Here is a 14,220-nt window from a genome sequence, read left to right on the forward strand (position 1 = left end):
GGGGCGCGCGCCCCGGGCGGGAGCCGGTGCGCCGGCTACACCAGCCGGCGCACCACGTACGTCCCCGGCTCCGGTTCGCCCACGTACTCCTGCCCGCGCATCGCGCACCACGCGGGGATGTCCAGCCGCGCGGCCTCGTCGTCCGCGAGGACGGTGACCGTGCCGCCCACCGGCACGTCGCCGATCACCTTGGCGAGCTCGATCACCGGGACCGGGCAGAGCCGGCCCACCGCGTCCACCGTCAGCGAGGAACCGGCCCCGGCTCCGGCCGCCCGGTCCTCCGCCTCCCGCACCGGCGCGCCCAGCCGCTCCCGCACCCGCGCCACCGCGCCCGGCAGCACCTCGAGGAACCGCTCCACGTCCGCCGCACGCGTCCCGGCCGGCAGCGAGACGCGGACGTTGCCCTCCGACAGCACCCCCATCGCCCGCAGCACATGGCTCGGGGTGAGCGTGCTGCTCGTGCACGAGGAGCCCGAGGAGACGGAGAAGCCCTCCCGGTCCAGTTCGTGCAGCAGGGTCTCCCCGTCGGCATAGAGACAGGAGAACGTCACCAGATGCGGCAGCCGCCGCACCGGGTCGCCGACCACCTCCACGTCCGGCACCAGCTCCGGCACCCGCGCCCTGATCCGGTCGACCAGTTCCCGCAGCCGGGCGTCCTCCGCGGCGGCCTCCGCGCGCACCGCCCGCAGCGAGGCCGCCGCCGCGACCACCGCCGGGATGTTCTCGAACCCGGGGGAGCGCCCCGACTCCCGTTCGCCCGCGGGGCCCTGGGGCGCGAACCGGACCCCTTTGCGCACCGCGAGCAGCCCCACCCCGGGCGGTCCGCCCCATTTGTGCGCGCTCGCCGTCAGCAGGGACCAGCCGTCCGGCACCGCCGCCCACGCCAGCGACTGCGCCGCGTCGACGAGCAGCGGCACGCCCGCCTCCCGGCAGGCGGCGACGGCCCCGGCCACGGGCTGGAGGGTGCCGACCTCGTGGTTGGCGGACTGGAGGCAGGCGAGCGCGGTGTCCTCGCGCAGCGCCGCGGCGAACGCCTCCGCACCGACGGCGCCGTCCCGTCCGACGCCCACCTCGGTGACCGTCCCGCCCCCGGCCCGGAGGGACGCGGCGTGGTGCAGCACGGCGGAGTGCTCCACCGCCGAGACCACCAGATGCCGTCCGACACGCCGACGGCCCGCGAGGGCGCCGGAGATGCCGGCGTGAAGCGCGTGCGTCCCCGAAGGAGTGAAGACGAGTTCGTCGGGGCGGCAGCCGACGGCCTCCGCCGCGGCCTCCCGGGCGGCGTCCAGCAGCAGTCTGGCGCGCCGCCCCTCGCGGTGGAGACGGGCGGGATCGGCCCAGCCCTCGTCGAGCGAGGCCTGGAGGGCCTGGCGTGCGACGGGGTGCAGCGGGACGGATGATGCGGCGTCGAAGTAGGGCACGCCATCACGCTAACGCCGCCGCGGTGCCCAGGTGCCGCAGGGCGGCCGCTCCCGCCCGGGCGGCCCGGGGCGGCCGTCCGGCGCACCCGGGCGCGCCGGACGAGGGGCCGTCAGACCACCCCCGGAGTGGGGCATTCCGGTGGCTTTCCGGACCCCCGCGCCCCCTGCGCCGCCGGGCACGACACCCCTTCGGGGTGTTGGACGGCGCGTTGGGCACCCTCCCCGCGCGACCCCAAATAGCGTCCAGTAGGGTTTGGTCCGCATAAACATCCAAACCCCTGCCCGCGTCAGGGCCGGCGACCGACCAGCGAGACGGCCGCAGCCCGGCCGCGCGGGCCGAGACTCTCGGGAAGGCGCTACGTGAGTCCCAACGGCTCCGACCGCTCGTCGCGGCGCCCGATGCGGCGGAAGCTGCCGCAGGTGCTGACTGCGGGCCTGATCCTGGCTACCGCCTCCGGTTGCTCATACAACTGGGAGGATTTCCCCCGCCTCGGAATGCCCACCCCGGTGACGGAAGAGGCACCGCGGATCCTTTCCCTCTGGCAGGGCTCGTGGGCGGCAGCGCTCGTCACGGGCGTGCTGGTGTGGGGCCTGATCCTGTGGAGCGTGTTCTTCCACCGGCGCAGCCGTACCAAGGTCGAGATTCCCCCTCAGACCAGGTACAACATGCCCATCGAGGCGCTGTACACCGTCGTTCCGATCATCATCGTGTCGGTGTTCTTCTACTTCACCGCCCGCGACGAGTCGAAGATCCTCGCCCTCTCGGACAAGCCCGCCCACACCATCAACGTGGTCGGCTACCAGTGGAGCTGGGGCTTCAACTACCTGGAGGACGTGGACGGCAACCCCGCCACCGGAGACGCTCAGGCCCAGAAGGAACTGAACGCGATTCCGGACAAGTACGGCGACGACTTCCCCGAGGGTGCCGAGGGCGTCTACGACGCCGGCATCCCCGGCACGCGGAACCCGCAGACCGGCAACCCCGGCCCGACGCTGTGGCTCCCCAAGGGGGAGAAGGTCCGGTTCATCCTGACCTCGCGCGACGTCATCCACTCCTTCTGGGTCGTCCCCTTCCTCTTCAAGCAGGACGTCATCCCCGGGCACACCAACGTGTTCGAGGTGACGCCCAACCGGGAGGGCACCTTCCTCGGCAAGTGCGCCGAGCTCTGCGGCGTCGACCACTCCCGGATGCTCTTCAACGTCAAGGTCGTCTCCCCGGAGCGCTACCAGCAGCATCTGAAGGAGCTCGCCGAGAAGGGGCAGACCGGCTTCATCCCGTCGGGCATTGAGCAGACGGACCCGGCCAGGAATGCGGAGAAGAACCAACTGTGAGCATCCTCAACGAACCCCAGGGTGCCGCCGACGCAGCTGAGGACTCGTACGAGAACGAGCTGCCCGTCCGGCGCAAGCAGCCCGGCAACGTCGTCGTGAAGTGGCTGACCACCACCGACCACAAGACGATCGGCACGCTGTATCTGGTCACGTCGTTCGTGTTCTTCTGCATCGGCGGTCTGATGGCGCTCTTCATGCGCGCCGAACTGGCCCGTCCCGGCACGCAGATCATGTCGAACGAGCAGTTCAACCAGGCGTTCACGATGCACGGCACGATCATGCTGCTGATGTTCGCGACGCCGCTGTTCGCCGGTTTCGCGAACTGGATCATGCCGCTGCAGATCGGCGCGCCCGACGTGGCGTTCCCGCGGCTGAACATGTTCGCGTACTGGCTGTACCTCTTCGGCTCGCTGATCGCGGTGGCCGGCTTCCTCACCCCCCAGGGTGCGGCCGACTTCGGCTGGTTCGCCTACTCCCCGCTGTCGGACGCCGTCCGCTCGCCGGGTGTCGGCGCCGACATGTGGATCATGGGTCTGGCCTTCTCCGGCTTCGGCACGATCCTCGGCTCGGTCAACTTCATCACCACGATCATCTGCATGCGCGCGCCCGGCATGACGATGTTCCGCATGCCGATCTTCACCTGGAACGTCCTGCTGACCGGTGTGCTGGTCCTGCTGGCCTTCCCGGTGCTGGCCGCGGCGCTCTTCGCGCTGGAGGCCGACCGCAAGTTCGGCGCCCATGTCTTCGACGCGGCCAACGGCGGCGCACTGCTGTGGCAACACCTCTTCTGGTTCTTCGGCCATCCAGAGGTGTACATCATCGCGCTGCCGTTCTTCGGCATCGTCTCGGAGATCATCCCGGTCTTCTCCCGCAAGCCGATGTTCGGCTACATCGGCCTGATCGGCGCGACCATCGCGATCGCCGGTCTGTCGGTGACGGTGTGGGCGCACCACATGTATGTGACAGGCGGCGTACTCCTGCCGTTCTTCTCCTTCATGACGTTCCTCATCGCGGTGCCCACCGGTGTGAAGTTCTTCAACTGGATCGGCACGATGTGGAAGGGATCGCTGTCCTTCGAGACACCGATGCTCTGGACCATCGGCTTCCTGGTCACCTTCACCTTCGGTGGCCTGACCGGCGTCATCCTGGCGTCGCCGCCGCTGGACTTCCACGTCTCCGACTCGTACTTCGTCGTCGCCCACTTCCACTACGTCGTCTTCGGCACCGTGGTGTTCGCGATGTTCGCCGGATTCCACTTCTGGTGGCCGAAGTTCACCGGCAAGATGCTGGACGAGCGGCTCGGCAAGATCACCTTCTGGACGCTGTTCATCGGCTTCCACGGCACCTTCCTCGTCCAGCACTGGCTGGGCGCCGAGGGCATGCCGCGCCGGTACGCCGACTACCTGGCCGCCGACGGCTTCACCGCGCTGAACACCATCTCCACGATCAGCTCGTTCCTGCTGGGCCTGTCGATCCTGCCGTTCATGTACAACGTCTGGAAGACGGCCAAGTACGGCAAGAAGATCGAGGTCGACGACCCGTGGGGCTACGGCCGTTCGCTCGAATGGGCGACGTCCTGCCCGCCCCCGCGGCACAACTTCCTCACGCTGCCCCGCATCCGCAGTGAATCCCCGGCGTTCGACCTGCACCACCCGGAGATCGCGGCGCTCGACGAGCTCGAGCACGGCGGCGTCCCCGCCGGCGTCACCGCCGGTGGCAAGGAGGAGAGCAAGTGAAGATCCAGGGCAAGATGTTCCTGTGGCTGAGCCTCTTCATCCTGGCCGTCGCCGTCCTGTACGGCGTCTGGGCGAAGGAGCCGGTCGGCACCACCGCACTCTTCCTGTCCTTCGGTCTGACGGTCATGATCGGCTACTACCTGGCCTTCACGGCCAGGCGCGTCGACGCCATGGCCCAGGACGACAAGGAAGCCGATGTGGCGGACGAGGCCGGCGAGGTCGGCTTCTTCTCCCCGCACAGCTGGCAGCCGCTCTCGCTGGCGATCGGCGGTGCGCTCGCCTTCCTCGGCGTGGCGATCGGGTGGTGGCTGCTCTACTTCTCGCTGCCGCTGCTCCTCATCGGCCTCTTCGGCTGGGTGTTCGAGTACTACCGCGGTGAGAACCAGAACCAGTAACACCGCGTAGCGACACGGCGTTCGGGCCCGGGTCCCCTTCACTCCAAGAAGGTGGATCCGGGCCCCTCGTTTGGAGTCATTCAGCGCGCCGCGCCTGACAGGCGTTCATAGCGTGTGCTCATGAACCACACGCCGCACTTCCGCACCGTCGTCAGCTGCATCGTGCTGGCCGTGACCCTCGGGACGGTCGCGACCGCATGCGGCGAGCCCGACGAGAACCCGTTGTCCGCGCAGCCCTTCGACGCCGCCGGACAGGTCTCCTTCAACACGAAGGCAGGCAGCAGCAAGGTCGACCCGGACAAGCCGCTCGAAGTCACCGCCAAGGGTGACAGCGGCCGGATCACCGATGTCACCGTCACGGACGACGCCGGACGCCGACTCGCCGGCGAACTCTCCGCCGACGGCGTCCGCTGGCGCTCCACAGCCCCGCTGGCCGCCGGCGCCCGCTACACCATGCGGGTCTCCACCGAGGACGAGGACGGCGCCCCCGGCGTACGCGTCCTCACCTTCGAGACCACCCCCGCCAAGCGGTTCCTCACCGCCGAGTTCGGCCCGGAGGCCGGCACCTACGGCGTGGGACAGCCGATCACCGCCAAGCTCAGCATGGCGGTGAAGGACAAGAAGGCCCGGCGGGTCGTCGAGCGGGCCCTCAAGGTCGGCTCCAGGCCCGCCGTGGAGGGCTCCTGGTACTGGGTGGACGACAAGCTCCTCCACTACCGCCCGAAGGACTACTGGCCCGCCGGAGCGACCGTCACCGCCTCCAGCAACCTCAAGGGCGTCAAGGTGGCCGGGAAGCTCTACGGCGGCAGCTCCAAGGCCCTCAAGCTCACCATCGGCGACCGCATCGAGGCCATCACCGACGCCGGCTCCCACTCGATGGTCGTCAAGCGCAACGGCGAAGTGATCAACACCATTCCGGTGACCACCGGCAAGCCCGGCTTCGACACCCGCAACGGCGTCAAGGTGGTGCTCGCCAAGGAGCAGTTCGTCCGGATGCGGGGCACCAGCATCGGCATCGCCGAAGGCAGCTCCGAGTCCTACGACCTGCCCGTCTACTGGGCCACCCGGGTCACCTGGAGCGGTGAATACGTCCACGCCGCGCCCTGGTCCGTCGGATCGCAGGGCTCGGCGAACGTCAGCCACGGCTGCACCGGGATGTCCACGTCGAACGCGGAGTGGTTCTTCGAGACCGTCCGCCCCGGCGACATCGTCCAGGTCGTCAACAGCTTCGGCAACATGATGGACACGTTCGGGAACGGCTTCGGCGACTGGAACCTCTCCTGGGACAAGTGGCGCGAGGGCAGCGCCCTCAGCGGCGCCACCCCCGAGGAAACCGGCCCCTCCGCCACCACCGCCCGCCTGCGGCCCGCTGTCTAGGGCTCGGCTCGCCTCCGGGGCGCTGAAGGCGGTGTCGACGGTCGATCGTGCTCGGTCCCTCGTACCTCGGGACCTCCGCGCGTTCTCCCTTTCGGCACCGCCGGCGCCCCTTCGGCTCGCTCGCCGGGGCGTCTCACGCGTCCAGGGAGAGCCTGTCGCGCAGGAGGGCCGCCAGGGCCTCCGGGAACTCGACCGGGTCGACCGGGAGGGTCACCGCGGCCTCGGCGCGGCTCCAGGTGGCCAGCCAGGCGTCCTGGGGGCGCCCCATCAGCAGCAGCACGGGCGGGCAGTCGAAGATCTCGTCCTTGATCTGCCGGCACACCCCCATACCGCCCGCGGGCACCGTCTCGCCGTCCAGCACGCACACGTCGACGCCCCCGGCGTCCAGCGCCGCCAGGACGGCGGGCAGCGTCGCGCACTCCACGAACGTCACCGGCGGGACGTCCGCCGCCGGCCTGCGTCCCGCGGCCAGCCGCACCTGCTCGCGGGTGTTCGCGTCGTCGCTGTAGACCAGGACCGTGGCGCTCGACTGCATGGTTCCTCCGCCTCGTACGAACAGGGCTTGTGCCGCGGATGCTACTCCTCCCGACTCGCTGTCAACACCGGTTCGGACAGCTCTTCGATGGGCCGTTCGGGGTGGCTCCCGTTCCCGGTGGGGGGCACCAACACACCGAACGGCACCCCCCGGAGTGAGGGCGGGATAAGCGACCGACATAATGTCGGTCGTGGCGACAGCAACGACAGTAGAAACCGGGCACGCGCACCCGTCGGTCAATCGACCGAACCTCACCAGCGTCGGAACCATCATCTGGTTGAGTTCCGAGCTGATGTTCTTCGCGGCCCTCTTCGCGATGTACTTCACCCTGCGATCGGTGACGGGTGCCGAGTTCTGGGCCGAGAAGGCCGACACGCTGAACTTCCCGTTCTCGGCTACCAACACCACGATCCTGGTGCTCTCTTCCCTCACCTGCCAGCTCGGCGTCTTCGCCGCCGAGCGGGGCGATGTGAAGAAGCTCCGCACGTGGTTCATCATCACGTTCGTGATGGGTGCGATCTTCATCGGAGGCCAGGTCTTCGAGTACACCGAGCTGGTCAAGCACGAGGGGCTCTCCCTCTCGTCCGACCCGTACGGCTCCGTGTTCTACCTGACCACCGGCTTCCACGGTCTGCACGTGACAGGCGGTCTCATCGCCTTCCTGCTGGTACTCGGCAGGACGTACGCGGCCAGGAGATTCACCCACGAGCAGGCAACCGCCGCCATCGTCGTGTCCTACTACTGGCACTTCGTCGATGTCGTCTGGATCGGCCTCTTCGCCACGATCTACATGATCAAGTAATCGGCGCGGGCGGCCGCCACGAAGCGGACCGCCTGAAGCAGACACAGTCCAGAAGCATCGACGCAGAAGATCCTGACACCGGGGTAATCCGTGAAAAAGCTCTCCGCACGACGACGCCATCCGCTGGCGGCGGTCGTCGTCCTACTCCTCGCGCTGGCGGCCACTGGGGGGCTGTACGCCGCGTTCGCACCCGCGGACAAGGCGCAGGCCGATGAAACCGCCCAGTCCCTCGCCATCAAGGAGGGCCAGAAGCTCTACACCGTCGGCTGCGCCAGCTGCCACGGAACCGGCGGTCAGGGCACCTCCGACGGACCGTCCCTGGTCGGCGTCGGCTCGGCCGCCGTCGACTTCCAGGTCGGCACGGGCCGTATGCCCGCCCAGCAGCCCGGCGCCCAGGTGCCGAAGAAGCCGAACATCTACTCCCAGAAGGAGATCGACCAGCTCGCTGCGTACGTCGCCTCCCTGGGAGCCGGTCCGATCACTCCGACCGAGGAGCAGTTCGACCCGGCCGAGGCGGACATCGCCAACGGTGGCGAGCTGTTCCGCACCAACTGCGCCCAGTGCCACAACTTCACCGGCAAGGGCGGCGCGCTGACCGAGGGCAAGTACGCCCCCGACCTGAACGGCGTCAGCCCGAAGCACCTGTACGAGGCCATGCAGACGGGCCCGCAGAACATGCCGTCCTTCCCCGACGGGATCATGCCCGAGCAGGAGAAGCGCGACATCATCGCGTACGTCAAGGCCGTCAACAGCGACGACACGCCCTCCCCGGGCGGCTTCGCACTCGGCGGTCTCGGCCCGGTGGCCGAGGGCCTGTTCGGCTGGATCTTCGGTCTGGGCTCCCTGATCGCTGTTGCCGTCTGGGTCGCGGCCCACACCGCTAAGGCCAAGAAGTCATGAGTAGCCAAGAGAATTCAGAAGAGAACCTGCCGGCTGAGCAGGGCACCGCGCACGACGCGGCACACGGCGGGGGCACCGCCGTCGTCCAGCACGACGAGGACCCCTTCGCCGATCCGGGACTGCCGGCCCACAAGCCGCGCATCCAGGACATCGACGAGCGGGCCGCCAAGCGCTCCGAGCGCTCCGTGGCCCTGATGTTCACGCTGTCGATGCTGGCCACGATCGGCTTCATCGCCTCGTTCGTGATCTTCCCGATCGACAAGATCGTCTACGTCTGGCCGATCGGCCACGTCAGCGCGCTCAACCTGTCGCTCGGTCTGACCCTGGGTCTGGCGCTCTTCCTCATCGGCGCGGGCGCCGTCCACTGGGCGCGCACCCTGATGTCCGACGTCGAGGTGGCGGACGACCGTCACCCGATCGAGGCCGCCCCCGAGGTCAAGGCCAAGGTGCTGTCGGACTTCGCGGACGGTGCGCGCGAGTCGGCCATCGGCCGCCGCAAGCTGATCCGCAACACCATGTTCGGCGCGCTGGCCATGGTGCCGCTCTCCGGTGTGGTGCTGCTGCGCGAGCTGGGCCCGCTGCCCGAGGACAAGCTCCGCAAGACGCTGTGGGCCAAGGGCAAGCTGCTCATCAACATGAACACCAACGAGCCGCTGCGTCCCGAGGACGTCGTCGTCGGTTCGCTCACCTTCGTCAAGCCCGAGGGCCTGGAGGAGAGCAACCACGACTTCAACAACGAGATCGCCAAGGCCGCCGTCATGATCGTCCGGATCCAGCCGGAGGAGATCAAGGACAAGCGCGAGCTCGAGTGGTCCGTCGACGGCATCGTCGCGTACTCGAAGATCTGCACCCACGTCGGCTGCCCGATCAGCCTGTACGAGCAGCAGACGCACCACGTCCTCTGCCCGTGCCACCAGTCCACCTTCGACCTCTCCGACGGCGCCCGCGTCATCTTCGGTCCGGCCGGTCACCCGCTCCCGCAGCTGCGGATCGGCGTGAACGCCGAGGGCAACCTCGAGGCGCTCGGCGACTTCGAAGAGCCCGTCGGTCCTGCCTTCTGGGAGCGCGGATGAGCACTGTGACAGACACGAAGAAAAAGGCACCGGCCGGCGAGAAGGTCGCCGACTGGGCCGACGGCCGGCTCGGGATCTACTCCCTGGCCAAGGCCAACATGCGCAAGATCTTCCCGGACCACTGGTCCTTCATGCTCGGCGAGATCTGCCTCTACAGCTTCATCATCATCATCCTCACGGGTGTGTACCTGACGCTGTTCTTCCACCCGAGCATGAACGAGATCGAGTACCACGGCTCGTACGTGCCGATGCAGGGCATCCGGATGACCGAGGCGTACGCCTCGACGCTGGACATCAGCTTCGACGTCCGCGGTGGTCTGCTCATCCGGCAGATCCACCACTGGGCCGCGCTGATCTTCCTCGCCGGCATGTTCGTGCACATGATGCGCGTCTTCTTCACCGGCGCGTTCCGCAAGCCGCGTGAGATCAACTGGCTGTTCGGCTTCCTGCTGTTCGTCCTCGGCATGTTCACCGGTTTCACCGGCTACTCGCTCCCGGACGACCTGCTCTCCGGCACCGGTGTCCGCTTCACGCAGGGCGCGATCCTGTCGGTGCCGATCGTCGGCACCTACATCTCGATGTTCCTGTTCGGCGGGGAGTTCCCGGGCCACGACATCATCGCCCGGTTCTACTCGATCCACATCCTGCTGCTGCCGGGCATCATGCTCGGCCTCGTGGTGGCCCACCTGATCCTGGTCTTCTACCACAAGCACACGCAGTTCGCGGGTCCCGGCAAGACCAACAAGAACGTCGTCGGCATGCCGCTGCTGCCGGTCTACATGGCGAAGGCCGGAGGCTTCTTCTTCCTGGTCTTCGGTGTCATCGCGATCATCTCCGCGCTGTTCACGATCAACCCGATCTGGGCGCTCGGCCCCTACCGGCCGGACCAGGTGTCCACCGGCGCGCAGCCCGACTGGTACATGGGCTTCGCCGAGGGTCTGATCCGTGTGATGCCGGGCTGGGAGATCAACCTGTGGGGCCACACGCTGGTCCTGGGCGTGTTCGTCCCGCTGGTCGTCTTCGGTGTGGTCCTCGGGGCCATCGCGATGTACCCGTTCATCGAGTCCTGGATCACCGGCGACAAGCGCGAGCACCACATCCTGGACCGCCCGCGCAACGCCCCGACGCGCACCGCCCTCGGTGTCGCCTGGGTCGTCGGCTACGTGATCATGCTGCTCGGCGGCGGAAACGACATCTTCGCGACGCACTTCCACATGTCGATCAACGCGATCACCTGGTTCGTGCGCATCACGTACTTCGTCGGGCCCGTCCTCGCGTTCATCATCACCAAGCGGATCTGCCTGGGTCTCCAGCGCCGCGACAAGGAGAAGGTGCTGCACGGACGCGAGTCCGGCATCATCAAGCGCCTGCCGCACGGTGAGTTCGTCGAGATCCACGAGCCGCTGGGTGCGGGCGACCGATACAAGCTGACCGCCCACGAGCAGTACAAGCCCGCGGAGATCGGCCCCACGGTCGACGAGAACGGCGTGAAGCGCAAGGTCGGCGTCATGGAGAAGATGCGCGTCCGGCTGAGCAAGTCGTACTACGGCGGCGACAGCCAGATCGCCAAGCCGACCGCCGACGAGTACAAGGAGATCACCAGCGGCCACGGCCACCACTGATCACCTGACCTGAGAGTCGCCACACGCCCCCCAGGGGGCACCGAAGGGCCCCGTCCATCCGCTGGACGGGGCCCTTCGGCGTGCCCGGGGCTGGATAGGGTGGAGACCATCCTGTTCGTAGCTGTGGACCCTGGAGCGGACCATGAACGTTGTGACCCCGATCGGCGGCGACAGCGTGGCGGCACACTCCTGGCCCAAGGTGCTGGACGCCCTGCTGGACAACCGCGACCAGAGCGCGGACGCGACCGCCTGGGCCATGGACCGCATCCTCAGCGGGGAGGCGACCAACGCGCAGATCGCCGGCTTCGTGACCGCGCTGCGGGCCAAGGGCGAGACCGTGGAGGAGATCTCCGGCCTGGTCCGCACCATGTACGAGCACGCCAACCTGATCGACGTGCCCGGCCCCAGCGTCGACATCGTCGGCACCGGCGGCGACGGCGCCCGGACGGTCAACATCTCCACCATGTCGGCGATCGTCGTCGCCGGCACCGGGGCCAAGGTCGTGAAGCACGGCAACCGCGCCGCCTCCTCCGCGAGCGGCTCGTCCGACGTGCTGGAGAAGCTCGGCGTCAATCTGGAGCTGACCCCCCGGCGGGTGGCCGAGGTGGCCGCGGAGGCGGGCATCACCTTCTGCTTCGCGGTCAAGTTCCACCCGGCGCTGCGGCACGTCGCCGTCGCCCGCAAGGAGCTCGGCATCCGCACCGTCTTCAACTTCCTCGGCCCGCTCACCAACCCCGCCCGGGTCACCGCGCAGGCCACCGGTGTCGCCGACACCCGGGTGGCTCGGATCGTCGCGGGCGTGCTCGCCGAGCGCGGCTCCTCCGCGCTGGTCTTCCGCGGCGACGACGGACTGGACGAGCTGACGACGACGGCCACCTCCCGGGTCTGGGTCGTCCGCGACGGCTCCGTGGACGAGCGGTCCTTCGACCCGCGGGACATCGGCATCGGCCTGGTGCCGGTGGAGGCCCTGCGCGGCGCCGACGCCTCCTACAACGCCGATGTGGCGCGCCGGCTGCTGGCCGGCGAGCAGGGCCCCGTGCGGGACGCCGTCCTGCTGAACTCCGCCGCCGCCCTCGCGGCCCTGGAGCCCACCGGTGCCGGTCTGGAGGAGCGGCTGGCGGCCGGGGTCGAGCGGGCCGCCGAGTCCATCGACTCGGGCGCCGCCCGGGCGACGCTGGAGCGCTGGGTGGCCGCGAGCAACGCCTGACGGCGCCGGGCGCGGTCCGGATCGTGGACCGCGCCCTTGCACAGGCGGGGACATGTGGCAGGATGCTCCCCAAGGTCATGAGTGACAGCGACTACGGCCCCGGCCCGCTGTCCGGCAACCCTCCGTCCGTGGCGGGGTGCCCCGGGTGAAGACCAGGCCGCAGGCAGCGAGGTCTGCGGCAAGCGCGGACCCCTTCACGGCTCTGGGGTCCTGGTCCTCGAGGAGCTGTCCCGTGAGCAAGCGAATGCGCTAGGGCGTTTCCGCCCCTTCTCCACCCTCCGCACGGTGATCCCCGTGCGTCGAGGCATCACACCCGTACCCCTTCCACGGGTGAGCAGAAGCCAATTCGCCCTTCTCCGCCGGGAGTTACCGCCATGTCCGTGCGCCCTGACGCCGTCGCCACCGTCGCCCCCGTTGCCACCGCCGAGCCCGCCACCACCGTCGTCCCCGCCCCGGTCGCCGCCGCCGCGTCCGACGCCGAACCCTGCTGCGCCGCACCGCTGCCGGTCCTCGGCCGCGACGTCACCGTGCCGCTGGTGACCGGCGGCGAGGTCACCTACGCCGCCCTCGACTACGCCGCCAGCGCCCCCGCCCTCCAGCGCGTGTGGGACGACGTGGCCGCGTACGCCCCCTACTACGGCAGCGTCCACCGCGGCGCCGGGTACCTCTCGCAGCTCTCCACCGACCTGTTCGAGAACAGCCGCCGCACGGTGCACGAGTTCCTCGACTGCCGCGACGACGACCAGGTCGTCTTCACCCGCTCCACCACCGACTCCCTCAACCTGCTCGCCGCCGCGCTGCCCGCCGGGTGCCGGGTCTTCGTCTTCGAGACCGAGCACCACGCCTCGCTGCTGCCCTGGAGCGACGCCGACGTCACCTACCTCGACGCGCCCCGCACCCCGGCCGACGCGGTGCGCACCCTGGAGCGGGCGCTCGCCGACCGGGAGCCGTACGGCCCCGCCCTGGTGTGCGTCACCGGCGCCTCCAACGTCACCGGCGAGCTGTGGCCGGTGCGCGAACTCGCCGCCGCCGCGCACGCCCACGGCGCCCGGATCGTGCTCGACGCGGCGCAGCTCGCCCCCCACCACCCGGTGTCCGTGCGGGACCTGGACGTCGACTGGGTCGCCTTCTCCGGGCACAAGCTGTACGCGCCCTTCGGCTCCGGGGTGCTCGCCGGACGGGCCGACTGGCTCCAGGCGGCCGAGCCCTACCTCGCGGGGGGCGGCGCCTCCCGCACGGTGGCCCGGCGCGCCGACGGCGGGGTGGACGTCGAGTGGCACACCACGGCCGCCCGCCACGAGGCCGGCTCCCCGAACGTGATCGGCGTCTACGCGATCGCCTCCGCCTGCAAGGCCCTCACCGAGGCCGGTTTCGACGCGCTGGTCGCCCGCGAGCGGCACCTGATCGACACGGTGCGCGCCGGTCTCGCCGAGGTGCCCGAGGTGCGGGTGCTCTCCCTCTTCGGCGACGACGCGCCCCGGGTCGGCGTCATCTCCTTCGTCGTCGACGGCTGGAACAGCTCGCACTTCGCCGCCGCGCTGTCCGCCGAGTACGGGATCGGTGTCCGCGACGGACTCTTCTGCGCCCACCCGCTGGTGCGCACCCTGCTCGGCAGCGACCCGCAGGACGTCGGCGAGTGCGGCGCCCCGGACGCGGCCCCGGGGGAGCGGTCGCTGAACGCGATCCGGGTCAGCTTCGGCGCCGGCACCCCCGACGAGCACGTCGAGCGCTTCGTGACGGCGGTGCGGGAGCTGGTGAGCCAGGGCGCGCAGTGGAAGTACCGCACCGAGAACGGCCGCTGCGTGCCGGACCGCGGCTGA

At 69.5% G+C, this 14,220-nt stretch carries 12 protein-coding genes and 1 riboswitch; of the genes, 10 read left to right on the forward strand and 2 right to left on the reverse strand.

Annotated features, from left to right (window positions below):
- Positions 1–35: 35 nt before the first annotated feature.
- Positions 36–1,421, reverse strand: coding sequence for a cysteine desulfurase/sulfurtransferase TusA family protein (locus JE024_RS25490; RefSeq protein ID WP_205375820.1), 1,386 nt, complete (start codon positions 1,419–1,421; stop codon positions 36–38).
- 360 nt (positions 1,422–1,781) lie between these two features.
- Between JE024_RS25490 and ctaC the strand changes: the two genes are divergently transcribed.
- The 4 genes from ctaC to JE024_RS25510 all read left to right on the forward strand — a co-directional run bounded on the left by ctaC (position 1,782) and on the right by JE024_RS25510 (position 6,261).
- Positions 1,782–2,753 carry an aa3-type cytochrome oxidase subunit II gene (gene ctaC, locus JE024_RS25495; RefSeq protein WP_205375821.1) on the forward strand — a complete coding sequence of 324 codons (972 nt, stop codon included), beginning with the start codon at positions 1,782–1,784 and terminating at the stop codon, positions 2,751–2,753.
- Positions 2,750–4,489: an aa3-type cytochrome oxidase subunit I gene (gene ctaD / locus JE024_RS25500; RefSeq protein ID WP_205375822.1), complete on the forward strand. Its 1,740-nt coding sequence runs from the start codon at positions 2,750–2,752 to the stop codon at positions 4,487–4,489. Before ctaC ends, ctaD begins: the two co-directional genes overlap by 4 nt.
- The gene (locus tag JE024_RS25505) at positions 4,486–4,884 is read left to right on the forward strand and encodes a cytochrome c oxidase subunit 4 (RefSeq protein ID WP_205375823.1); all 399 of its coding nucleotides are present in this window, start codon (positions 4,486–4,488) and stop codon (positions 4,882–4,884) included. The genes ctaD and JE024_RS25505 overlap by 4 nt, the downstream gene beginning before the upstream one ends.
- Positions 4,885–5,004: 120 nt before the next feature.
- Positions 5,005–6,261 carry a L,D-transpeptidase gene (locus tag JE024_RS25510; RefSeq protein ID WP_205375824.1) on the forward strand — a complete coding sequence of 419 codons (1,257 nt, stop codon included), beginning with the start codon at positions 5,005–5,007 and terminating at the stop codon, positions 6,259–6,261.
- A 133-nt stretch (positions 6,262–6,394) separates the two neighbouring features.
- On the opposite strand, the gene JE024_RS25515 is transcribed toward JE024_RS25510, so the two are convergent.
- Positions 6,395–6,796: a DNA-binding transcriptional response regulator gene (locus JE024_RS25515; RefSeq protein ID WP_187740085.1), complete on the reverse strand. Its 402-nt coding sequence runs from the start codon at positions 6,794–6,796 to the stop codon at positions 6,395–6,397.
- A 181-nt stretch (positions 6,797–6,977) separates the two neighbouring features.
- On the opposite strand from JE024_RS25515, the gene ctaE reads away from it, so the two are divergent.
- From ctaE to JE024_RS25545, 6 genes are all read left to right on the forward strand, one after another.
- The gene (ctaE, locus tag JE024_RS25520; RefSeq protein WP_205375825.1) at positions 6,978–7,598 is read left to right on the forward strand and encodes an aa3-type cytochrome oxidase subunit III; all 621 of its coding nucleotides are present in this window, start codon (positions 6,978–6,980) and stop codon (positions 7,596–7,598) included.
- Between the two features lie 90 nt (positions 7,599–7,688).
- Complete coding sequence (gene qcrC, locus JE024_RS25525) at positions 7,689–8,498, forward strand: cytochrome bc1 complex diheme cytochrome c subunit (RefSeq protein ID WP_205375826.1); 810 nt, start codon at positions 7,689–7,691, stop codon at positions 8,496–8,498.
- The gene (gene qcrA, locus JE024_RS25530) at positions 8,495–9,571 is read left to right on the forward strand and encodes a cytochrome bc1 complex Rieske iron-sulfur subunit (protein ID WP_205375827.1); all 1,077 of its coding nucleotides are present in this window, start codon (positions 8,495–8,497) and stop codon (positions 9,569–9,571) included. Before qcrC ends, qcrA begins: the two co-directional genes overlap by 4 nt.
- Positions 9,568–11,193, forward strand: coding sequence for a cytochrome bc1 complex cytochrome b subunit (gene qcrB, locus JE024_RS25535; protein WP_205375828.1), 1,626 nt, complete (start codon positions 9,568–9,570; stop codon positions 11,191–11,193). Before qcrA ends, qcrB begins: the two co-directional genes overlap by 4 nt.
- Positions 11,194–11,335: 142 nt before the next feature.
- Entirely contained in the window at positions 11,336–12,400 is a 1,065-nt protein-coding gene (trpD, locus tag JE024_RS25540) for an anthranilate phosphoribosyltransferase (RefSeq protein WP_205375829.1), read from the forward strand.
- Between the two features lie 73 nt (positions 12,401–12,473).
- Positions 12,474–12,591, forward strand: a riboswitch (SAM riboswitch).
- Positions 12,592–12,774: 183 nt separating this feature from the next.
- Complete coding sequence (locus JE024_RS25545) at positions 12,775–14,220, forward strand: aminotransferase class V-fold PLP-dependent enzyme (RefSeq protein WP_244883072.1); 1,446 nt, start codon at positions 12,775–12,777, stop codon at positions 14,218–14,220.

This window comes from Streptomyces zhihengii, from assembly GCF_016919245.1.
Classification (GTDB): domain Bacteria; phylum Actinomycetota; class Actinomycetes; order Streptomycetales; family Streptomycetaceae; genus Streptomyces; species Streptomyces zhihengii.